The organism is Nostoc sp., assembly GCF_036917635.1.
In the GTDB taxonomy this organism is placed as follows: Bacteria; Cyanobacteriota; Cyanobacteriia; order Cyanobacteriales; family Nostocaceae; genus Nostoc.
Genome location: NZ_JBALCW010000047.1, coordinates 1 through 22,424 on the forward strand (window position 1 = coordinate 1; position 22,424 = coordinate 22,424).

The following is a 22,424-nucleotide window of genomic DNA, read 5'->3' on the forward strand; positions in this document are numbered from 1 at the left end:
AAGCTTGGAACAATCGCGGCTATGCGCTATTTTATTTAGTCCGCGATGAAGAAGCGATCGCATCCTACGACCAAGCACTCAAATTTAAACCAGATTATCACGAAGCTTGGAACAATCGCGGCTATGCGCTATTTTATTTAGTCCGCGATGAAGAAGCGATCGCATCCTACGACCAAGCACTCAAATTTAAACCAGATGACCACCAAGCTTGGTACAATCGCGGCTATGCGCTACGCCAATTAGTCCGCTATGAAGAAGCGATCGCATCCTACGACCAAGCACTCAAATTTAAACCAGATGACCACCAAGCTTGGTACGGTCGCGGCATTGCGCTATTTTATTTAGTCCGCAATGAAGAAGCGATCGCATCCTACGACCAAGCACTCAAATTTAAACCAGATGACCACCAAGCTTGGAAGATTCGGGGCTATGCGCTAGATAAATTAGGACGCAATGAAGAAGCGATCGCATCCTACGACCAAGCACTGAAATTTAAACCTGATGACCACCAAGCTTGGAACAACAGGAAAATTGCCGTCATAAAATTGAAATGGCAAAAATTAACTCAGGCTGTGACAGGATTTTTGCGGCTGCTCAGTTTTAGGCGTTGATTTAAGAGTAGCGATTGGATTACAATCTCACTTATAAAAACGGGAGCATCCCAATTTTGCCAAAAGGCACAGGACTGGCAGAAAAACCCTGTATAAACCTCTTTACTTGGCGTCCTTGGCGTCCTTGGCGGTTCGTTATTTCATTATAACAAATTAAAAAGTTAACCTATCTTAAAGAACAAAAACAAAATGTCAGAAACAATCAATATTGAACAAGCGGTATTAGATAATCTGCGAATTCTATCGAATGACAAGCAACAAGAAGTCCTAGATTTTGTTGAGGTTCTTGTAAAAAAAACAGTCAATCATCAACAGTTAGATATTGAAGATTCAGATTCTAGTATTTCATCAAATCTCCAACAGGAACAACGGCTATGGCAATCCTATTTGAGTTGTGAAAAAAAAATATAGATTAGGAAACGAACCGCCAAGGACGCCAAGGACGCAAAGGAAAGAAAGAAGAAAGAGAGATATAATTTTCACGAATGATTTAGGACTGCTATATCTAACCGAGAAATTGCCCAACTACCTGTAGCAGAACGTCACAAAATACTAGAACCTTTTATCGCCGCCACAGCCGAAGATTTTTTGAATGACCCAGAATTAACAGAGTTTGCGGTTCTGGATGGTGAAGACTGGGAAACTGAGAATGACTAATCCCAAAAAAGGCGAGATACTGAAAAAGAGTATCTTTGAGAAAAATACAATTCAGATGCAGCGATCGCTCTTTAGCGCTTCTCCGATCGCACAGCATCTCGTAGAGAATAAAAAAATAAACCCACGCAGGTGGGTTTTATCTGTGTAGCCGCGAGTTCTAATCGCCTTCTACAACTATGTAGCAATCTGTGGTACTGACACCTTCACCAACGCTTTTTTACTAAAAGACAGACCATTTTCATTTTTATCAATGATAATCGTGTCTCCAGAGATAAAAGTATTTTCCAATAACTTGGTAGCAAGGGGGTTTTCTACTTGTCGCTGAATTGCCCGTTTGAGTGGACGGGCGCCATAAACTGGGTCATAGCCTGATTCGACAAGATGATCGCAAGCTGATTGGGATATCTCAAAGAAGATTTTTTGCTCTCTGAGGAGATTTTCTACCCGCTTGAGTTGAATACGGATGATATGCCGCAGTTCCGTGCGACTGAGGGCATGGAAGAGAATAATATCATCAAGGCGGTTGAGAAATTCGGGGCGGAAATGCGATCGCAACGCTTCCATTACCCGTTTCCGCATTGTTTCATACTTGGAATCATCACCAGATACATCTAAGATATATTCGCTACCAATGTTACTGGTCATGACAATAACGGTGTTGCGAAAATCAGCTGTACGCCCTAGTCCGTCAGTAATGCGACCATCATCCAACATTTGCAGAAATATGTTAAACACATCTGGGTGAGCTTTTTCAACTTCGTCTAGCAAAATTACTGAGTAAGGTCTGCGGCGAACAGCCTCAGTGAGTTGTCCTCCTCTTTCAGAGTCTACGTAGCCTGGAGGAGAACCAACTATTCGCATAACAGAATTTTTTTCCATATATTCCGACATGTCAAGCCGGATTATGGCATCATCAGAATCAAAGAGAAACTGAGCTAAAGCAGCGGCGAGTTCGGTTTTACCCACACCTGTAGGACCCATGAACAAAAATGACCCAATTGGACGCGAGGGATCTTTCATCCCCGCACGGGCGCGACGAATTGCGGCTGCTACCGCTTCTACAGCCTCTTCTTGCCCAATAACTCGTTGATGTAAATGACTTTCTAGTTGCAACAATTTTTGCCGTTCTGATTCCAATAGGCGATTGACGGGAATTCCTGTCCACTTGGCGACGATTTCGGCAATGTCAGCTTCGGTGACTTGTTCTCGCAGCAACGTGGAACCTTGGTTTTGAATTTCTAAAAGGCTCGCTTCTTTGGCTTCGCGCTCGTGCTGCACTCCCTCCAATTTGCCATACTTCAATTGAGCAGCTTTATTTAGGTCATAAGCACGTTCCGCCTGTTCAATTTGCACCCGCAGCCCATCTTCTTCTTTCTTTAAGGCGCTTATCGCCTCCAATATCTGCTTTTCACCTTGCCATTGCTCATTAAATATTTGCTGTTTTTGGGTTAGATTGGCAATTTCTTGCTCAATGCGCTGCAAACGTTCTTTCGTTTGGGGAATACCCTTTTCTTCGCCAGCTAATGACAGCTTTTCCATTTCTAACTGCATGAGGCGGCGATCAATGGTTTCCAATTCGGCTGGTTTGGAGGTAATTTCCATTTTCAACTGTGCTGCTGCTTCATCCACCAAATCAATAGCTTTATCTGGTAAGAAGCGATCGCTAATATAACGTGCTGATAGAGTTGCTGCTGCTACCAAAGCCGAATCAGAAATTTTAACGTTGTGATGCACTTCATACCGTTCTTTCAACCCCCGCAGAATGGAAATAGTATTTTCCACACTTGGCTGATCGACAAATACTTGCTGAAAGCGGCGTTCTAGGGCAGCATCTTTCTCAATGTGTTTGCGGAATTCGTCGAGGGTAGTAGCGCCAATACAACGCAGTTCTCCCCGCGCCAGCATTGGTTTGAGTAAATTTCCGGCATCCATTGCCCCTTGTTGGCTGGAACCTGCCCCAACTACGGTGTGCAGTTCGTCAATAAACAGTACAATGTCACCGTTAGATTCTGTAACTTCCTTGAGGACTGCTTTCAGGCGTTCTTCAAATTCACCTCGTAATTTTGCCCCAGCAATCAAACTACCGATATCTAACGAGATCAACTTGCGGTTTTTCAGAGATTCGGGAACGTCACCGTTTACCATTCGCTGCGCTAAAGCTTCGGCGATCGCAGTTTTACCTACCCCAGGTTCACCAATCAATACAGGGTTATTTTTGCTCCGACGAGACAATACTTGAATTACCCGCCGAATTTCGTCATCCCGCCCAATCACCGGGTCAAGTTTTCCAGCTTTTGCCTGTTCTGTCAAATCTCTGCCAAATTTTTGTAAGGCTTCATAGCGCGATTCTGGGGTTTGATCTGTTACCTTTTGGCTACCGCGAACGGTTTTGATAGTAGCTTCTAGTTTAGCTGCGTCGGCATTAAAGCCTTTGAGGATCTTTCGGCCAATGCGATCGTCTTCAGCAAAGGCCAAAAGTATGTGTTCCACCGAAATGTAGGAATCTTTCATCCTGACTCTAGCTTCTTCGGCTCGGTCTAGTAAAATATCTAAATTGCGGCTAAGGTAAAGTTGATCGCTTTTACCAATTTTCGGCTGACGTTGGATAAAGGCTTCTAGCTGCTGCTGCAAGCGGATTGGATCGACCTCAGATCGAGCCAGGATACGTATTGCTAGACTAGTGGGTTCTTCTAACAGGGCAATAATTAAATGTTCAACATCTAGTTGCTGTTGTTGATAAGCACGGACTATATCCTGAGATTTAACAATCGCTTCCCAGGCTTTATCAGTAAATTTATTTGGATCTGTAGGTTGCATCTTTATAATTTTGGAACTTGAATTTTTAGTTTACGGATTGTGGCTTGGGGATTGGGGATTGGAAAAACTCTTCCCTAGTCACTAATTAGTCAAACATTCTGGGCGAATATCCGCGTGTATCTCCGGTGGCAATTTAAAATTGGTAATTTGGTGATAGTTTAATCCATAACCTATTTCTTAATTTAAAACTAAAACACTGTTCTGAGCGGACTTTGCCAGACGGTATTATTGGAGTGATATTTAGGACGAGCTACGCCTATACTCTTAATGTTGCTGATATTAATAGAATTTACGCAGAGGAGATCCTTTAACCCGCCTAAAAAGGGCAGGCAAAACCAGAAAACTTTCGCGCATCTGGCTTTATCGGCATGAAATGCCAATGTCCGGGAAGAATCAATCTCCCTGTATCTTGCCCAGATCCCCGACTTCTTCAAGAAGTCGGGGATCTAATTCCAGCTTATTTAAGAATTACTGAGTCACAAGTTGCTCAAGTGATTCCTGTTTGACTGGTGAACCTTGAGTGACCAGTTGAATCAGTTCAATTTTATACCCATCTGGATCTTCCACAAAAGCAATTACTGTGGAACCATGTTTCATCGGCCCTGGTTCGCGCACGACTTTACCGCCCTGATTGCGGATTTCCTCGCAGGTAGCGTAAATATCATCAACGCCAAGGGCAATGTGACCATAAGCATTACCTAATTCGTACTTTTCCACCCCCCAGTTGTAGGTTAGTTCGATTACCGCGTTGTCGCTTTCGTCGCCGTAGCCAACAAAAGCCAGGGTAAATTCTCCCCCTGGATAATCTTTTCGGCGCAGTAATTTCATTCCTAGAACTTCACAGTAGAACTTTAAGGATTCTCCCAGGCTGCCCACCCGTAGCATTGTGTGTAGTAATCGCATATTGACCTTTTCTCTGTAATTGATTTAGTGTTATTCTCTACCAATATTTTACCTAGCTCAAAATCTGAAGGTAAAAATGCCATCAAGGAAAAAGACAATTTTTGGCATTGATCCCTATCTCCATAATGAAAATCTTCTTTAATCTCAGCCAATAAAGTCTTTTAACAGCATAAGCTAGCGATTGGGTTAGGCAACTGGACTGAATGCGTAACAGACTCAAATAAAGGATAAAGTACAGATGAGTAAATTTCTAGATACTGCAATTGAAGCGATCGCAGCCCGTGAAATTCTTGATTCACGCGGTAGACCGACAATTGAAGCCGAAGTGCATTTAGCCAACGGTGTTGTCGGACTAGCACAGGTTCCCAGTGGTGCCTCTACTGGCACTTTTGAGGCTCACGAACTGCGTGATGGCGATAAAAGCCGTTATGGGGGCAAAGGTGTACTCAAAGCAGTACAAAACGTCAAAGAAGCACTTGCACCAAAATTGTTAGGCTTGGATGCCCTCAACCAAGAACTGCTAGACCGGACAATGATCGCTATAGATGGTTCTGCTAACAAATCCAATTTGGGGGCTAATGCGATTTTGGGAGTTTCCCTAGCAGCAGCTAAAGCTGGTGCTGAGTCTCTAGATATTCCTCTATATCGCTATTTGGGCGGCCCTTTAGCGAATTTGCTCCCAGTGCCATTGATGAACGTGATTAACGGTGGCGCACACGCATCAAATAACGTAGATTTTCAAGAGTTTATGATTGTCCCAATTGGCGCAACTTCCTTTCGGGAAGCGTTGCGCTGGGGGGCAGAGGTGTTTGCTACCCTCAGTCAGGTATTAGATGAAAAGGGTTTGCTGACTGGCGTGGGCGATGAAGGCGGCTTTGCCCCTAACCTAGAGTCTAATCAGGTGGCTTTGGAATTGCTCGTTGCTGCCATTAAGAAGGCTGGTTACAAGCCAGGGGAAGAAGTAGCTTTGGCTTTAGATGTGGCAGCTAGCGAATTTTACAAGAATGGTCAGTATGTTTACGATGGTAAACCTCACGCCCCATCTGAATTTATTGATTATTTAGGACAATTGGTTGACCAATACCCAATTGTATCAATTGAGGATGGTTTGCACGAAGAAGATTGGCAAAGTTGGCAATTGCTCACCCAGAAATTAGGTTCACGGGTGCAATTGGTAGGCGATGACTTGTTTGTTACCAACGTCACGCGCTTACAAAGAGGCATCCAGGAAAAAGCCGCTAATGCCATTTTGATTAAACTCAATCAAATTGGTTCTCTCACCGAAACCTTAGAAACAATTGATTTAGCAACTCGCAACAGCATTCGTTCAGTAATTAGCCATCGTTCTGGTGAAACAGAAGACACAACGATCGCTGATTTAGCCGTAGCAACCCGTGCCGGTCAAATTAAAACAGGTTCTCTCTGTCGCAGCGAACGGGTAGCAAAATACAATCGCTTGCTGCGAATTGAAGATGAACTTGGCGATCGCGCCGTTTATGCTGGTGCTGTAGGGTTAGGGCCGAAGTAGAGAGAGTTTGGAGTTTGGAGTTTGGAGTTTTTAATTCATAACTCATCACTCCTAACTCCTAACTGATTTATGGATAAAACCCTAACTTGGGCAACCCCAAGGTTTCATCCCAGCCCATCATCAGGTTTAGACACTGAATTGCTTGGCCTGCCTGTCCTTTAATTAGGTTGTCAATTGCTGACATGACAATCACGCGACCTGTGCGCGGGTCAGCTTCTACACCGATGTAACAAAGATTACTGCCGCTTGCCCACTTGGTTTGGGGATAAATGCCGCTACCGCAGACTCTCACCCAAGGAGAGTTGCGGTAGAAGGCTGAGAAAATTGTAATTAAATCTTCTCGCTCTAGACCGGGATCGCTCATTGTGGCATATACCGTTGCCAAGATACCGCGTACCATTGGGATAAGGTGCGGTGTAAATTGGATCAGGAGTTCGTGACCAGCTAAGTCACTGCAAATTTGCTCAATTTCTGGGGTATGACGGTGACGGCCGATATTGAAAGCTGCTATAGAGTTGTCTGCTTCAGCTAGTAATAAATTAGTTTGAGCTTGCCGTCCACTGCTAGATGTACCAGCTTTGGCATCGATAATAGCTGTTTCTGGCCTGATTAAGCCTTGCTTTAATAGTGGCGAAAGTGCAAGGAGACTAGCGGTGGGATAGGAACCAGGACAGCCAACGAGTTGAGCTTCGGCAATGCGATCGCGATAAAGTTCTGGTAATCCATAAACTGCTGTAGCTGCAATTGTGCGATCGCTTCTCTCAATGCCATACCAATCTGTATATGTTGTCAAATTACGGAACCGATAGTCTGCACTTAAATCTAGTACTTTACATCCTTTTTCTAATAATTTGGGCGCGATTTGGCAAGCTAGACCATTTGGTAAAGACAAGAAAACTACTTCACAACGGTGAGCAATTATTTCTGGTTCTACCGCCTCTATTGGCAAGTTAGCTGCATGAGTCAGATGCGGGTAGAGATCCCCAAAGGATTTTCCAATACTGCTCTGATCGCCTAAATAAACCAGTTCAACTTCTGGATGATCCATCAGTAGCCTTACCAACTGTACTCCGCCATAGCCCGACGCGCCAACAATCCCAACGGGTACGCGTCTAAATTTGCCCATGATCTGAAATCCTTATCCCATGAATGGTGAATTCGTTATCAGCTATCAACAATATCAGCGACTAGATGCACAGCGGACAAAATACCCCCTCATCTTTTACTGTCGCTGCACTTTATAATGGCAAAAATTGTTGCCACCTTATCAAATCATTGCTAGTCTACTTCTCTGCCTTATAAAGGAGCTACAATCTAAAAGAAGAAATTGTTAAAAAAATTTACGTTGGTAGCTGGAAATCTTTCTGTGTCACAGCCTAATACTAACCAAGCTTTTAAATTTGATTCGATTGATGCCGCCTTAGCAGACCTAAAAGCTGGTCGCGTCATTGTAGTGGTAGATGATGAAAATAGAGAAAATGAAGGCGACCTAATTTGTGCGGCCCAATTTGCCACACCCGACATGATTAATTTCATGGCGGTGGAAGCTAGAGGGCTGATTTGTTTGGCAATGACAGGCGATCGCTTAGACGAACTAGACTTACCCTTGATGGTAAGCAATATTACAGATACTAACCAAACTGCCTTCACTGTCAGCATTGATGCTGGCCCAGAATTGGGTGTAACCACAGGCATCTCAGCAGAAGACCGCGCCCGCACTATCCAGGTTACTCTCAACCCAGCCACCAAACCTACCGATTTACGTCGTCCTGGTCATATTTTTCCGATTCGGGCTAAAGCTGGAGGCGTACTCAAACGCGCAGGACATACGGAAGCGGCTGTGGACTTAGCTAGGCTAGCAGGACTATATCCAGCCGGAGTAATTTGTGAAATTCAAAACTCCGATGGTTCAATGGCGCGGTTGCAGCAGTTAGTCGAATATGCGAAACGCCATAATTTAAAAATCATTAGTATTGCGGATTTAATCAGTTATCGCCTACAGCACGATCGCTTAGTGTATCGTGAGGTGATTACTAAGCTGCCTAGTCAATTTGGCCAGTTTGAAATTTACGCCTATCGCCACACCTTAGACAATACAGAACACGTCGCAATTGTCAAGGGCGATCCAGCTAATTTTAAAGATGAGCCAATAATGGTACGGATGCACTCAGAATGCTTAACTGGTGATGCTTTGGGTTCTTTGCGCTGTGACTGTCGGATGCAGTTACAAGCAGCACTGAAAATGATTGAGTCTGCGGGTCAAGGTGTAGTTGTATACCTGCGCCAAGAAGGACGGGGAATCGGCTTGATTAACAAGCTGAAAGCCTACTCATTGCAGGATATGGGACTGGATACAGTAGAAGCAAACGAGCGTTTAGGATTTCCGCCTGACTTGCGAGACTACGGCATGGGCGCACAAATGCTCATGGATTTGGGCATTAAAAAGATACGTTTGATTACGAATAATCCCCGTAAAATTGCTGGAGTTAAGGGCTATGGGTTGGAAGTAGTCGATCGCGTTCCATTGTTGATTGAAGCAACCGACTACAATTCCTATTATCTGGCGACAAAGGCGAAAAAACTGGGTCACATGCTGTTACAGACTTATCTGGCAACAGTAGCAATTCATTGGCAAGATGACCCGGAAGTTGTGACAGAACGTTATGAACGCTTGGAGAAACTGCGACACTTAGCGAAAAGTAATGATTTATTGTTGCAGGAAGAAGCGCGTCCATTAGCGATCGCTATATTTGACGAGCCATCTTTAACAGTACACTTGGGTTTCGATCAACCAAAAGTTGCTAGCTCTGATTGGTATCAACAAAGTGGTCATCCTTATATACACGCTATCTTCCAAATTTTGGATAACCTCGCAACTTTGCCTTACATCCAGAAAATAGAATTTCTGATTTCTTCTGGTAGCGATCCTTTGAGTAATTTACAAGTCCAACTGGATCGACAGACATTTTCAGATGGTATACTGCCTTCATCGATTAGCGATCGCCTGGAGACACAGCAAATTTATAGCTTTAGCAAATAAATAGCTTGGTTGAATAAATTTTGCCCTGGTGTGTTAACGCAAAAGCGTAACGCACCATTTTTTATTTACTTACTCTATATATTGGTCTAACCTGACGATAAGTATTAAGTAAGCTGATAAATTTATTCCCATCAAAATTTATCGGGTCAACTTTTTTACCAGAACGGTCTACTAGATGGTGCGTAGTAATGCGATCGTCTGGGACTTGACTTTGAGCAATTAACCAAGCAAGAGAATTATATTGAGCCTCCTTATAGCCGCTATGGTTTTGTTGGCTACTAGCATCATAACTATCTGGCGGTGTTTCCAAAGAGACGTGATAAGCAAAATTATTCACAGACGCAGGTAAATTTGGATTAGTCTGCACAGTTTCCACTCCCTGTGGAGTCTCAAATACTGAGTTAGCTGCACCAAAAGCCCGCTTTTCTGGCGGTACTAGATAAACCACTGTTCCGTCTAACTTAATTAAAGCGTGGTAACTTGCTTGTACACTTTCATCAGTATGGGCTACTTGAAAGAAATTAACGGCGCTGGAAGCAGAATAACCAGTTTCATGGAGGACGATAATTGGTTGATTGTTGACAATAACGCCGTTAACATCTTGGGTGTATCGTTCTCCATAGTTACTTGGGTCAACCGAAGCAACTTGATAATTAGGTCTGTACTGTGCAAAAGCTTGAGTCGTTACGTACCTTGCTACAGGCTTGTTAATCTTGACTGGGGACTTGATAACATTTAGAGATTTATTCTCTGGGTATTTCGCTGATTGAAATTGCGCTTGGGGATATTGACTCCAGGCTGTAACCTGGGGATTGGATGTATGGGATATTGCCGGATTATTGTGTAATTTTGTCGTTCGTCCAATTAGTAATACTACAATTAAAGCCATGAACATCAGCGAGATTAGTAGCACCCTAGTCGCCCAGTCTTTAAACCTCATTTTTCTAATACCCGTAAAACGGTAGATTTTAATTTAGGAACTTCCAAATAAAAAAGACTCAACTACTTTTTGTGGGGTGGACATCTTGTCCGCCCTTGGCTACGGGCGGGCGAGACGCCCACCCCACAAGATTGGATAATTTATTTGTTGGAAGTCCGTTATAGCTAAATGTGCTTGTCTTTTGTAGAGGCGCACTTATGTACACCCATACCGCAGAAGGTATTCAAACGAGAATCACCATAACACCTTAATTCTAGTTAAATATACGTTATTAGTATATGTTGGAATGCTAAGTAATTGTTTTAGATGCTTCCTCTGTCTAGGGATTTATTTAAATGCTCTCAAAACCATTGCCACGGTGAAGTTAGATCCCCGACTTCTTTAAGAAGTCGGGGATCTGGACACTGCGAATTTTTACGTCTCTACAATTCAAGATGACAATTTAAAATAGTTAGCATTTATACTCCGATGCGTGGTGTTCGCATAGTCATAAGTAACTTAGTGGCTGATTCTGCGATCGCCTACCGAAGTTCTCTAACGTTAAAGCTGATTTTAGAGCTAATTTTACAGTGTTCGATAACCTGGTGGTACTTGTCGCGTAACTCTTCACCGAGTTTCTTCAATAATTTGCAACAGTTCTTCGTTTCTCACCTGCAAACCTTACTAACTCTGTAGCAATATTTACTAAAGTAGTATGTTGCAACTAAGTAAGTGGGCGCAAATAATCATTACTGGTTCGTAGTTGCGCTAAAGCGCAAGAGGGCGCAACTACGAACCAAATACAGAGATTTTACTTTTCGTTACATAGTTTGGTTTTATCTTGCCTATCTACTTAAGCATTAGAGACTGAATTAGTGAGTTCATGTGCATAAAAAGGGCTGTAATGTTTAAATTAGCAGCGTGCGATCGCTTTTAATGGTCAAATTAGCTGAGTGCGATCGCTAACTTTCCCAAAACGCTCACTCATTAATAAAGCTCAAAGACTCATTCACGAGTATCAAAGGGTGCGCTAACACACCCGAAGACTACGATCGCTTTATAATTGCGATGTCTACGACGGGCTATTCGGCGTCGCACTTTTAAAACAAATCCATAACTACTTATCCCAATTCTCTTGATGGAGAAACGGTTTCGTTAGTTTGAGAAAATGATTTATTCAAAAAGAAATTCCAGATTCTTTGAATAGCTATTATTAGAAAACCAATCACAATCACTCCTGCTACCACTGGGAAAGCTAGCGCCAACACAGAGAGTCCGATTGCGATGAGCAACTCAATGGTTGACACAACAGGATTGGTTAATCCACCGGAAACGCCAGTAGAACTTATCCGCAACATATTTGTTAAACCCTGAGTTAATCCTGCGGTTCCACCACCAGCAACTAAAGCTAACGTCCATTGCGCCAGGGGATTCATCTCTGGAGCAACAGATGCTGTTACGATTGTCCCGACGATAAATGCCGCAGGAGTGGCTACAATATCCAGCAGATGATCCAACCAAGGAATGTAATAACCGATAATTTCCAGCGAACAAGCGACTGCAAAAACAATTACAGCTTGAGGTGTTTCCACCCAATCAAAGTTAGTCGGTAAATCTAAATGTCCAAAAACTGAAGCCACACTCAATGCTAGCAGTGGTACAAATACTCGAAAGCCAGCCGCCGCGCTCAAACTAATCCCCAGTAATAATTCAATAAATGTATTTAGATTGAACAAAGAATTTAAATCCATAGTAAGACTCAAGTTATACTCCTAATGTTTTTTCCATCTTTGAGCTGAAGGGAGTAACAACTCTAAGCTGTGATTCTAAGATAATAAACTTGGCGAAAATATTTCATCTTACTATGTGTAGAATTTAGTGAAACTGTCACACTCACCGACATCCCGCCCAGAACTGAAGTTCAGGGCTGATAGCTGAAGTCCACTCAAGTGGACTGAATTGATCATTAGACACGTCCAAGTAAAAAAACATCCCAAAACTGACGCAAAAATTCTCTCTATTTCTTCTCTCTCTGTGTTCTCTGCGTCTCTGTGGTTCGTATATTTGGATAATTTCTTTCTTGAAAATCCCTTAGTCCACTTGAGTGGACTTTAGCTATGAGACTCGGAATTCATTCCGAGGCGGGATAGAAACGCAGTGCAAGATTTATTAATCGAGATTTATTAATAAAGATATGGCTGCGGCATTGTGTATACACCCCACCCCCCTCTTCGGGAGGGGAGACAAAGCATAGCTTTGGCGGGGTTTTTCGAGTCTAATAAGCACTCAAGCGACATGATATGAGGACGCTTTTGCATAATTCTGTCATCGCCAATCTTCAGAAATCAGGTCAAAATGAGCGACTGATCAGTTTCAGCAAAACAGATTTTATTAAAAGATGCCAAAAATATCACAATTTTGGAAAATAATAAAGTAAGTCGAGTATCGCAAGACTCACTTGATATCCTCATTTCTTCTAGGAAAATATGACTCATCCTTTCCTTGAACGCCTGCGTAGTCCAGATAGCCCAGTCCTTGTCTTCGACGGGGCGATGGGAACCAACTTACAAACCCAAAACCTGACTGCTGAAGACTTCGGCGGCCCACAGTATGAAGGTTGTAACGAATACCTAGTCCATACAAAACCCGAAGCTGTCGCTAAGGTTCACCGTGACTTTCTCGCTGCTGGTGCTGATGTCATTGAAACCGATACCTTTGGCAGTACGTCCCTGGTGCTGGCAGAATATGACTTAGGAGACCAAGCTTACTACCTCACCAAGACAGCCGCAGAATTAGCCAAGCGTGTGGCTGCGGAATTTTCCACGCCAGAAAAACCCCGGTTTGTGGCAGGTTCCATCGGTCCCACAACGAAACTCCCTACCTTGGGACATATTGACTTTGACACCATGAAAGGGACTTTTGCTGAACAAGCAGAAGCGCTGTGGGATGGTGGTGTGGATTTATTTTTAGTGGAAACTTGCCAAGATGTGCTGCAAATTAAAGCGGCGCTAAATGCTATTGAAGAGGTGTTTGTTAAAAAAGGCGATCGCCGACCGTTGATGGTGTCTGTGACAATGGAAAGCATGGGGACAATGTTGGTAGGTTCAGAAATCAGCGCTGTAGTGACAATTCTGGAACATTACCCAATAGATATTCTCGGTCTAAACTGCGCCACAGGCCCAGACTTGATGAAACCACATATTAAGTATTTGGCAGAACATTCACCTTTCATCGTTTCCTGTATCCCCAACGCGGGTTTACCTGAGAACGTCGGCGGTCAAGCGCACTACCGCCTGACACCGTTGGAATTACGGATGTCATTGATGCATTTTGTTGAAGATTTGGGTGTCCAAGTGATCGGGGGTTGCTGTGGGACGCGTCCAGAACACATTCAACAATTGGCAGAACTTGCTAAAGACTTGAAGCCAAAAGTTAGACATCCTAGTTTAGAATCGGCAGCAGCATCAATTTACACCACTCAGCCTTACGACCAAGATAATTCTTTCTTGATAGTTGGCGAACGTCTTAACGCCAGTGGTTCCAAAAAGTGCCGCGATTTACTAAATGCCGAAGATTGGGATGGACTGGTTTCAATGGCGAGGGCGCAAGTCAAAGAAGGCGCACATATTCTTGATGTCAACGTCGATTATGTGGGACGTGATGGTGTAAGTGATATGCACGAACTAGTTTCGCGCATTGTTAATAATGTGACATTGCCTTTAATGCTTGACTCCACCGAATGGGAAAAGATGGAGGCGGGTTTAAAGGTTGCCGGTGGTAAGTGTTTGCTGAACTCCACCAACTACGAAGATGGGGAACCGCGCTTTTTGAAAGTGCTGGAATTAGCGAAAAAATACGGTGCTGGTGTAGTCATTGGTACTATAGATGAAGATGGCATGGCAAGGACAGCAGACAAAAAGTTTGCGATCGCCGGGCGCGCTTACCGTCAAGCTGTAGAATATGGCATACCACCCACAGAAATATTCTTTGATACCCTAGCATTACCAATTTCCACCGGGATTGAAGAAGACCGAGAAAACGGTAAAGCCACAATTGAATCCATCCAGCGGATTCGTGAAGGATTGCCTGGATGTCATGTGATTTTGGGTGTTTCCAATATTTCCTTTGGTTTGAATCCAGCCTCGCGGATGGTGCTAAACTCAGTGTTTTTGCACGAGGCGACGACGGCGGGAATGGATGCAGCCATTGTCAGTGCTAACAAAATTTTACCGCTATCGAAGATTGACCAACGCCATCAAGAAATTTGTCGCCAGTTGATTTATGACGATCGCAAGTTTGAGGGTAACGTTTGCGTATACGATCCATTAGGAGAGCTTACCACAGCCTTTGCTGGAGTTACAACTAAGCGCGATCGCTCTTTAGATGAAAGTCTCCCCATCCCAGAACGTCTCAAACGCCACATCATCGACGGCGAACGCATTGGCTTAGAAGAACATTTGAAAAAAGCCTTAGAAGAACATCCCCCCTTAGAAATTATCAACACCTTCCTGCTAGATGGCATGAAAGTTGTCGGGGAATTGTTCGGTTCTGGACAAATGCAGCTACCCTTCGTCTTGCAATCTGCCGAAACCATGAAAGCGGCGGTTGCGTTTCTAGAACCGTTCATGGAAAAATCAGAATCAGGCAATAATGCCAAGGGAACCTTTATCATTGCCACAGTGAAAGGCGATGTCCACGACATTGGTAAAAACTTGGTGGATATCATCTTATCCAACAACGGCTACAAAGTGATTAACCTGGGAATTAAACAGCCGGTAGAAAACATCATCAACGCTTACGAACAGCACAAAGCTGATTGTATAGCCATGAGTGGTTTGCTGGTTAAATCCACCGCCTTCATGAAAGAGAATTTGGAGATATTCAACGAAAAGGGAATTAGTGTCCCCGTAATTTTAGGCGGTGCAGCCTTAACTCCCAAGTTTGTCTATGAAGATTGCCAAAATACCTATAAAGGTAAAGTTGTTTATGGCAAAGATGCCTTTTCAGACTTGCACTTCATGGATAAATTAATGCCAGCAAAGTCCACTGGTAACTGGGAAGATTTGCAAGGATTTTTAAACGAAATTGAAACTGCTGAAGTTTCAACAAATGGTCACAAAGAACCAAAAGCTAGAACTGCGGAAGAAACATCTGCCGAACTAAAAGAAGTAGATACAAGACGTTCAGATGCAGTGGCAATAGATATTGAACGTCCCATGCCGCCTTTCTGGGGAACGCAGTTATTGCAGCCTAGTGATATTCCCATTGAGGAAATATTCTGGCACTTGGATTTACAAGCTTTAGTTGCAGGACAATGGCAATTCCGCAAACCAAAGGAACAATCCAAGGAAGAATATCAGGCTTTCTTAGCTGAGAAAGTTTACCCAGTTTTAGAAACTTGGAAACAGCGAATTCTTGAAGAAAATCTGTTGCATCCGCAGGTCATTTATGGTTATTTCCCTTGTCAAGCCGAGGGGAATTCTCTACATATATATGATTCAGAGAACCACTCACAACAGGTTACAACTTTTGAATTCCCCAGACAGAAATCTTTAAGGCGGCTGTGTATAGCAGATTTCTTCGCACCAAAGGAGTCAGGAATTATTGATGTGTTCCCCATGCAGGCGGTGACTGTAGGGGAAATTGCAACAGAGTTCGCCCAAAAGTTGTTTGCTGCCAATCAATACACCGATTATCTGTATTTCCACGGCATGGCGGTGCAGGTAGCAGAGGCGATCGCTGAATGGACACACGCCAGAATCCGCCGAGAGTTAGGCTTTACTGCTGAAGAACCCGACAATATTCGGGATATATTAGCACAACGCTATCGTGGCTCACGGTATAGCTTTGGGTATCCCGCTTGCCCGAATATCCAAGACCAATACAAGCAACTGGAGTTATTGCAGACTGACAGAATTAACTTGTATATGGATGAAAGTGAACAACTTTATCCAGAACAATCTACCACTGCAATTATTACTTACCACCCACTAGCAAAATACTTTAGCGCTTAGTCTATATCCCCTCCCCCTCTCCTCAATCCCCCTCTCCTTAATAAGGAGAGGGGTGCCCGAAGGGCGGGGTGAGGTTACTATATTGTGAACAATGCAATCAAGGCTGGATAAACATTTACAGTTATCTCTTGACCTCACCCTAACCCTCTCCTTATAAAGGAGAGGGGACTGGAATTTGAAATAAAAATGACTAAACTTTATAACAAAAATAGTGAAATAGATAAAAGGCGACACTTACGCCAAAATATAACAAAAGCCGAAAAAATGATTTGGGATAAAATCAGAGATAGACAGTTGGAAAACTGTAAATTTCGCCGACAATATAGTGTGGATAAATTTGTTATAGATTTTTATAGTTCTGAATTAAAGTTAGCTATAGAAATTCATGGCGAAAGCCATTTTCAAGAACATGCTGCTGAATATAATCAGGCAATACAAGAATTTATTGAATCAGCAGGAATTAAGTTTATTAGATTTACGAATAATCATGTGTATGCTAATTTGCCTGCGGTGCTGGAAAGTATTGCTCAGAATATACGAAATTTAAGGGGATAAGTAGGTAGGCGTAATTAAATAATAAGATAAAACCTCACCCTGCCTCCAGCTTCCCTCTCCTTGCTAAGGAGAGGGATTGAGGGTGAGGTTTTATATTTTGACCCACTTACTTAGTAGTTCAACTTCACCCCCAGCCCTTCTGCTTATGAAAGCAGCTACCGTGTACACACAAGTCTCTCTCGACGCAATTTACGGTTTATCGAATAGCCCAAGAAAACCTCACCCTGGTTATACTATGCAAAACCTGTCCCTCTCCTTACTAAAGAGAGGGATTAAAGTCAAGATAGGGTGAGCTTTTGACAGTATTGCACCGAACTGAAAACCCCTATATCTAATTATTTTGCAGCTAACTGATATCTTTCCTTTAACAGATGGGTATTATAAGCTTACTCTCTTAACAACATCTTCATAAATTTGCTTTTAGATAAGATACATTTCCGCAAATTTACTGTGAAATTATGCTATTACCTTTCTCGTATTTTGATTAAATAATTATCAAAAAATCAGTATTTACCGGATAAACTTTAACACTTAATCAATGGTATAACTTTAATAAATTGTCTGTTATTATAACTACTTTGTTAGTGAAACAAGATGTAGTAATTAAATAAATATAGCCTCACTCTCTGCCTATAAAAAACCTTTGCAGGCATAGTTTAAGATGTATGAAAAAGTAAAAAATCCGCTATAAACCAGTTGACAGGGAAGCAGCTATGTCTCGAAAACCTCAGCTAGTCAAGGCAATTAAAAAAACCTTCCAGCAAATTAGCAAGCAGTTTTTATCTGCAATTAACAAGCAAATTATTTGGTTCCTACGGGCTGTTTTCGGCACTCGAAAAAGACGCGGATCAGACAACGCTGGGTTTTTATTGCCGACAGTATCAATGGTATTAATAGTAGTCGTATTATTGACAGCCGCCATTTTATTTCGCTCTTTTGAACGCTCTAAAAATGCCAGTAATGTCCGAGTTAATCAGTCTGTACTTAACGCCGCAGCACCAGCCCTTGATAGAGCTAGGGCAAAATTAGACAAGCTATTTAATGATAGCCGACTACCACGAGCCGTACCTTCAGATAAAGTTTTAGAGAGTACCTTAAGTAGTGCTGCTAATTTGCCTGAATATACTTTTGGAGACGAAACTCCACTAAAACTACATTATAACTATACAACTCTACCAACAGGAGAAACAAATCAGCCAGCAGATATGACAACTGCATGGATGTTCCCCATTGATACAAATAACAATGGGAAGTTTGACTCCTATACTCTTTATGGAATTTACTTCCGAACTCCGCCTATAACTAGTGGCACATACAGCCGCCCTAGAAATCCTCTAGAGGCAAGAACTCCACCCATGACTTCTGGTAGTATAAGCAGCACTTGTAAAAATAGTCAGGGAACAAGTGCTACTTTGGTGGGGAGTACGGGCTGGGTTAGTATTGCTAGTCAGCTCCAAAAAAGCTTTTTTGTCTACACTGCTAATGTTCCCATTACTAACACAACAGCAACTGGTAATTACGAAACTTTTACAGGGAATAAAGGTTTTTCAAGTTTAGAATATCAACAAGACCGTGTACAACTACCGCTAGTTAACAATGCGGTGGTTTATAACGATGATATAGAACTTACCCCTGGTCCCAAATTTAATCTAAATGGACGGATATTGACTAATAGTAACTTCCTCACTGGTGGCAATAATGTGAAACTTTATCAGGTTAGTAGTCAAAATTCCTGTTTCTACAGTGAGGATAATGCCAAAATTATTGTAGGTGGCAATTTAGCAGCTGGTGGTTTCACTGGTAATGCAAGTAACGGTACTCTAGTGGATTTATTTCAAGGACAAGGAGTTACTCCTAGTCAAAATGGTAATACTAGCACTAACATATCAGTCACTGAGGGATCGAATAATATTGCCTACAATAGCCTAGCTTATGTAAATCGCATCAATCTTTTGGTGCAAGCACAGATGGCTAACGCTGCATCTACTGACCCACAACAAGTCCAAGACGGCATTACACAGCAACTACAACTATTAAAATTAACTACAGCTACTGCCACTACAGCGCAACTAACTAGTGTCCGTAATAACCAGTTAACACTTTACTTTCAACAACGTACCCGCCGTGTACCCTATGGTGAAGTTGCTTTTGGTGCAGATGGAATAATAAATCCTACGACTAATATAGATTATACGACTAGTACAGTCTTACAAGGAAGTGGTAAGTCACTTCGTCCACCAGACACTTGGGTTTATCCCTTTAACCCTAATGATGGTAAAACTAAAACTAATTATTCCAATTTAACACTTAACATTAGTAGTTCTAACCTGCTACCTAGTGCTACACAACCAGCTACACAACAACAACTAGGTAAAGAACAATACATTGGCGATCGCATTTTGCTTGGCAATAACCTACCTGCATTGTGGTGGAACGGAACGACATTTGTTGGTCCAGATGCTACCAAAGATACCCAAAATATTACAGGTATTAACTGGGATGCCCCGTCAACGTCAACCTCAGCTCGCACTCGCAGCAGTCGTGTACAGCAACTAGCTGATTTAGGAACTGTTGTTCGAGATGGAGATTGGGAATCAGCAGCAGCTACAGTACCAACTACTGTAAGCTCTCCGGTGGGCGGCTTACGGGTAGTCACTGGTGCAGGAATTTATTTGCCTAGTAATTTGATTGTTAGTAGTCCAAGTTTTGCCGCAGCTGGAACCCGAATCTGGTCAGATATGATGCCAGTTCCTTCGGGAACAGCTACCGTTGGAATAAGCGCTGATACTAGAGGTATAATAGGCGGTTTTGACTACACAACAATTCAAGTATTATTAAATCAACCATATTTACGGATGCGGGCTACAGCAGTGTATCACTACCAAGCTAGTGGCTACAGCTACACTGGTGCAACCCCTACACCCCCTACACCCATTGCTTGTATAAGTAGTTATTACGACCCCACTAGTAGCACTACAGCTAAGAATCTAACAACTCTTCCATATAACAATACTACGGGTGGCAACTCCCATAATGGTATTGTCTACGCAGCTCCAACAAAGGGTGTTTCTGACTATTCAGCTTTACTAACCTACCAAGGTAGTTTAAGGTATCCGAATGGGCGGTTGGTAAATGAAATACTGAGAACCGCTCTGCCAAAAGCAGCTTCCTCTCGGACACTCTCAGAGCAGTCTGCTATTGATGCTGCTATTTGTGCCATCCAAATATTAGATGGTACCATCGGCTCTCCAAGTAATAGCGTCATCCCTCACGGCGCAATTTACGAAACTGCTTTTTTAGATGCCAGACAGATTAAGGCAATTCATAAAGATGCATCAACACTGGGTGTAGAAACATTCACCAACGCTGATGGTGTAAATGGAGATGGAACTGGGACAGTAGCAAACGTACCAGATCCATCTGCCGTTCCCTCGGCATCAGACTATGAACTCGCCAAAGATAATCGGCAACCTCTAGAAATTCGTGCCACTGTATTAGACATTAATCTGTTGCGGGGAAAGAGCTATGGCACAGCAACACCGCAAGAATACTTAATTCCCAATAGCGGTATTATTTACGCTACTCGTGATGATGCACTTTTGGATTTAAGTGCCAGTTCTAGTAATGGCCCAGATGCACAAAAAACAACTAGCCCTGTAGACTTCAAACTTGACCCAACTCGTCGTCCCAACGCCATTATGTTAATCAATGGCAACCCAATCTGGCGTGTTCAGACTTTCAGAGATGCAGAAAAAGGCTTGGTTCTAGCTTCTAATTTACCTGTATATATTAAAGGCGACTTTAATGTACATACCCAACAAGAGTTTAATACAGCTGTAGCTAGTGATTGGGGCAATTTTTACTCTCGCGGTGCAACCTCATCAGACTTTAATCCAAACTTTGCTTGTCGTACTGGTGACCCTAGATTACCAAACTGTACCACTGGGGACGACTGGCGACCTGCCAGTGTATTATCAGATGCCATCACACTTTTGTCTAATAACTTTAATTTGTTGAGCTACCGCAGTGATGGAGACTATGACCTAAATAATAACTTGGGTGATACTAATTCTATTACCGCATTTCAGAACAATGGGTTTGCTACCAACAACGCCAATGTCATCAATGCTGCTTGGTATGGTAGTGATGGCTTGCCCAAAGATTTTAATACTACACTTAGTAGTATTCAAGGTAGTTCTTACCTGAATAACTTTGTTACACCCATCCAGCGAAGGATAAATGATACAAGTAATTTAAAACCAGAATATTTAATGGAAGTATGTCCGAAACTACCTGTTTCAGCTTGCGATCCGGGTGCTGATTGGTGGGTAGCACTACCCGGTGATGTTACTGCATATCCAGCAGGTCTAAGAGCCTCGGATGCTACTGGTAGTATTGGACAGACTTTTTCTCTGACTACCCATTTAGCAGGTACAACAGCACAATCACCGACTAATTCTAAATATCTACGCTATGCTCGGCGTGTTGCCTTTCTCCGTGGGACAATATCAAATCCTGTAACAAGGGGAGCACCTCCAGCAGCTCCAGCATCTCCAACAACTTATACAAATGCAGAACTCGCGCTTGATTCTAGTAATAAACCAACCATTATAGGTATCAAGGGTGGGAAAATAACTTCATTTCCATTCAGTAATTTTAGTTCTAGTAGTCCAGATCCCAAAGCTAATGCTCTATGGTTCCAATCAAACAACAGTAATAATAATCCGCCAACATTTACACTAACAGCATCTTCTACTGCAAAAAGCCAACCAATGTTATCGCCAGTGTTACAAACTAAAGTTGCTTTCAGCACTAGTGATGAAAATGCAAGTGACGTACTGGGTCCTGGCAGCCAACAGAATTCTAATTGGCTACAATGGGCAACAGTTACCACCTTTAACTTAGCCGCAGCAGGGGCAGACACGCCAGCTCGTCCTACAGAAGATAATGGTGGCTTACACAACTTTGTCCGCTTATTAGAAAATTGGAACCCAACTGGCGCCGGAACCGATGCTGTTGTAGCTACAATTAACGGCTCTTTTATCCAAAGAACTCGTAGTGCCTATGCTACTGCACCCTTGGCAGCATTCTTAACTAATTCAGCTCTCCAAACATATCCGATTAATAATAACGGTGGGCGAGTACCTTTTTACCAGCCTCCCTATCGGCAGTGGGGTTATGATGTCGCCTTGCTGTCGCAATCCCCAGATGCATTTTCGCAAAAGTTAGCGATAACGCCAGATAACAAACCCAATGAGTACTTCCGAGAAGTTGGTCGAGATGATACATGGGTGCAAACATTGTTGTGTGCCAAAAAAGCCTCAGACAGTACTAATGCCATCGATGCCGATCAACGTCCTACCTCTGGCTGTAGTTAATC

The 22,424-nt window shown here is 42.8% G+C and carries 14 protein-coding genes; 9 read left to right on the forward strand and 5 right to left on the reverse strand.

Annotated features, from left to right (window positions below; translation table 11 throughout):
- The 3 genes from V7K32_RS12845 to V7K32_RS12855 form a co-directional block, all read left to right on the forward strand.
- A partial coding sequence (locus tag V7K32_RS12845) for a tetratricopeptide repeat protein (RefSeq protein ID WP_334993710.1) occupies positions 1 to 611 on the forward strand: 611 nt, incomplete at its 5' end.
- A 189-nt stretch (positions 612 to 800) separates the two neighbouring features.
- The gene (locus V7K32_RS12850; RefSeq protein ID WP_334993712.1) at positions 801 to 1,022 is read left to right on the forward strand and encodes a hypothetical protein; all 222 of its coding nucleotides are present in this window, start codon (positions 801 to 803) and stop codon (positions 1,020 to 1,022) included.
- A 238-nt stretch (positions 1,023 to 1,260) separates the two neighbouring features.
- Positions 1,261 to 1,416 carry a hypothetical protein gene (locus tag V7K32_RS12855; RefSeq protein WP_334993714.1) on the forward strand — a complete coding sequence of 52 codons (156 nt, stop codon included), beginning with the start codon at positions 1,261 to 1,263 and terminating at the stop codon, positions 1,414 to 1,416.
- Between the two features lie 26 nt (positions 1,417 to 1,442).
- Here V7K32_RS12855 and clpB read toward each other — a convergent pair whose 3' ends face one another.
- Both clpB and gloA read right to left on the reverse strand, forming a co-directional pair.
- Entirely contained in the window at positions 1,443 to 4,085 is a 2,643-nt protein-coding gene (gene clpB / locus V7K32_RS12860; protein ID WP_334993716.1) for an ATP-dependent chaperone ClpB, read from the reverse strand.
- 468 nt (positions 4,086 to 4,553) lie between these two features.
- A complete protein-coding gene (gene gloA / locus V7K32_RS12865; protein WP_334993718.1) occupies positions 4,554 to 4,988 on the reverse strand; it encodes a lactoylglutathione lyase in 435 nt (144 codons plus the stop codon).
- A 238-nt stretch (positions 4,989 to 5,226) separates the two neighbouring features.
- On the opposite strand from gloA, the gene eno reads away from it, so the two are divergent.
- Entirely contained in the window at positions 5,227 to 6,516 is a 1,290-nt protein-coding gene (eno, locus tag V7K32_RS12870) for a phosphopyruvate hydratase (RefSeq protein WP_334993720.1), read from the forward strand.
- 67 nt (positions 6,517 to 6,583) lie between these two features.
- Here eno and argC read toward each other — a convergent pair whose 3' ends face one another.
- Complete coding sequence (gene argC / locus V7K32_RS12875) at positions 6,584 to 7,642, reverse strand: N-acetyl-gamma-glutamyl-phosphate reductase (RefSeq protein ID WP_334993722.1); 1,059 nt, start codon at positions 7,640 to 7,642, stop codon at positions 6,584 to 6,586.
- Positions 7,643 to 7,882: 240 nt separating this feature from the next.
- On the opposite strand from argC, the gene ribBA reads away from it, so the two are divergent.
- Complete coding sequence (gene ribBA, locus V7K32_RS12880; protein WP_334993724.1) at positions 7,883 to 9,556, forward strand: bifunctional 3,4-dihydroxy-2-butanone-4-phosphate synthase/GTP cyclohydrolase II; 1,674 nt, start codon at positions 7,883 to 7,885, stop codon at positions 9,554 to 9,556.
- A gap of 61 nt (positions 9,557 to 9,617) precedes the next feature.
- On the opposite strand, the gene V7K32_RS12885 is transcribed toward ribBA, so the two are convergent.
- Positions 9,618 to 10,496, reverse strand: coding sequence for a peptidoglycan recognition protein family protein (locus tag V7K32_RS12885; protein ID WP_334993726.1), 879 nt, complete (start codon positions 10,494 to 10,496; stop codon positions 9,618 to 9,620).
- 468 nt (positions 10,497 to 10,964) lie between these two features.
- Here V7K32_RS12885 and V7K32_RS12890 point away from each other — a divergent pair, with 468 nt between their 5' ends.
- Entirely contained in the window at positions 10,965 to 11,171 is a 207-nt protein-coding gene (locus tag V7K32_RS12890) for a hypothetical protein (protein WP_334993728.1), read from the forward strand.
- A gap of 425 nt (positions 11,172 to 11,596) precedes the next feature.
- On the opposite strand, the gene V7K32_RS12895 is transcribed toward V7K32_RS12890, so the two are convergent.
- Positions 11,597 to 12,226 carry a DUF4126 domain-containing protein gene (locus V7K32_RS12895; protein ID WP_334993731.1) on the reverse strand — a complete coding sequence of 210 codons (630 nt, stop codon included), beginning with the start codon at positions 12,224 to 12,226 and terminating at the stop codon, positions 11,597 to 11,599.
- 735 nt (positions 12,227 to 12,961) lie between these two features.
- Between V7K32_RS12895 and metH the strand changes: the two genes are divergently transcribed.
- The 3 genes from metH (at position 12,962) to hpsA (ending at position 22,422) form a co-directional block, all read left to right on the forward strand.
- Positions 12,962 to 16,489 carry a methionine synthase gene (gene metH, locus V7K32_RS12900; RefSeq protein WP_334993733.1) on the forward strand — a complete coding sequence of 1,176 codons (3,528 nt, stop codon included), beginning with the start codon at positions 12,962 to 12,964 and terminating at the stop codon, positions 16,487 to 16,489.
- Positions 16,490 to 16,675: 186 nt separating this feature from the next.
- The gene (locus V7K32_RS12905) at positions 16,676 to 17,044 is read left to right on the forward strand and encodes an endonuclease domain-containing protein (RefSeq protein ID WP_334993735.1); all 369 of its coding nucleotides are present in this window, start codon (positions 16,676 to 16,678) and stop codon (positions 17,042 to 17,044) included.
- 713 nt (positions 17,045 to 17,757) lie between these two features.
- A complete protein-coding gene (gene hpsA, locus V7K32_RS12910) occupies positions 17,758 to 22,422 on the forward strand; it encodes a hormogonium polysaccharide biosynthesis protein HpsA (protein ID WP_334993737.1) in 4,665 nt (1,554 codons plus the stop codon).
- Positions 22,423 to 22,424 lie beyond the last annotated feature (2 nt).

Coding starts and splice junctions, on each gene's coding strand:
- gloA (WP_334993718.1), bottom strand. CDS start 4,988: ATGCGATTACTACACACAATGCTACGGGTGGGCAGCCTGGGAGAATCC.
- V7K32_RS12850 (WP_334993712.1), top strand. CDS start 801: ATGTCAGAAACAATCAATATTGAACAAGCGGTATTAGATAATCTGCGA.
- eno (WP_334993720.1), top strand. CDS start 5,227: ATGAGTAAATTTCTAGATACTGCAATTGAAGCGATCGCAGCCCGTGAA.
- hpsA (WP_334993737.1), top strand. CDS start 17,758: ATGTCTCGAAAACCTCAGCTAGTCAAGGCAATTAAAAAAACCTTCCAG.
- V7K32_RS12885 (WP_334993726.1), bottom strand. CDS start 10,496: ATGAGGTTTAAAGACTGGGCGACTAGGGTGCTACTAATCTCGCTGATG.
- V7K32_RS12855 (WP_334993714.1), top strand. CDS start 1,261: ATGACTAATCCCAAAAAAGGCGAGATACTGAAAAAGAGTATCTTTGAG.
- V7K32_RS12895 (WP_334993731.1), bottom strand. CDS start 12,226: ATGGATTTAAATTCTTTGTTCAATCTAAATACATTTATTGAATTATTA.
- argC (WP_334993722.1), bottom strand. CDS start 7,642: ATGGGCAAATTTAGACGCGTACCCGTTGGGATTGTTGGCGCGTCGGGC.
- V7K32_RS12905 (WP_334993735.1), top strand. CDS start 16,676: ATGACTAAACTTTATAACAAAAATAGTGAAATAGATAAAAGGCGACAC.
- clpB (WP_334993716.1), bottom strand. CDS start 4,085: ATGCAACCTACAGATCCAAATAAATTTACTGATAAAGCCTGGGAAGCG.
- metH (WP_334993733.1), top strand. CDS start 12,962: ATGACTCATCCTTTCCTTGAACGCCTGCGTAGTCCAGATAGCCCAGTC.
- V7K32_RS12890 (WP_334993728.1), top strand. CDS start 10,965: ATGCGTGGTGTTCGCATAGTCATAAGTAACTTAGTGGCTGATTCTGCG.